The following is a 255-nucleotide window of genomic DNA, read 5'->3' on the forward strand; positions in this document are numbered from 1 at the left end:
CACCTGCCCGATGCATCCAGAAATCCGTCAACCGGCTCCCGGAAACTGCCCGATCTGCGGGATGACGCTGGAACCTGTCATCCCGGAGCTGGAAGAGGAGGAAAATCCAGAGCTGAAGGACTTCTCGATGCGGTTCTGGTGGACCCTACCGTTGACCGTCATCGTGACCGTATTGGCGATGGCCGGCCATTCCTTGCAACTGTTTCATGGCACGACCCAGAACTGGGTCGAGCTGGCTCTGGCGACGCCCGTGAC

The 255-nt window shown here is 60.0% G+C and carries 1 protein-coding gene; it reads left to right on the forward strand.

The genetic code is table 11. The features are described 5' to 3' along the window. Positions 1-255: heavy metal-binding domain-containing protein (locus ACN8M7_RS26005; RefSeq protein ID WP_490262634.1), on the forward strand; the 255-nt coding region annotated here is incomplete at both ends.

The sequence above is a fragment of the Pseudomonas spartinae genome, from assembly GCF_965197125.1.
Classification (GTDB): Bacteria; Pseudomonadota; Gammaproteobacteria; order Pseudomonadales; family Pseudomonadaceae; genus Aquipseudomonas; species Aquipseudomonas composti_A.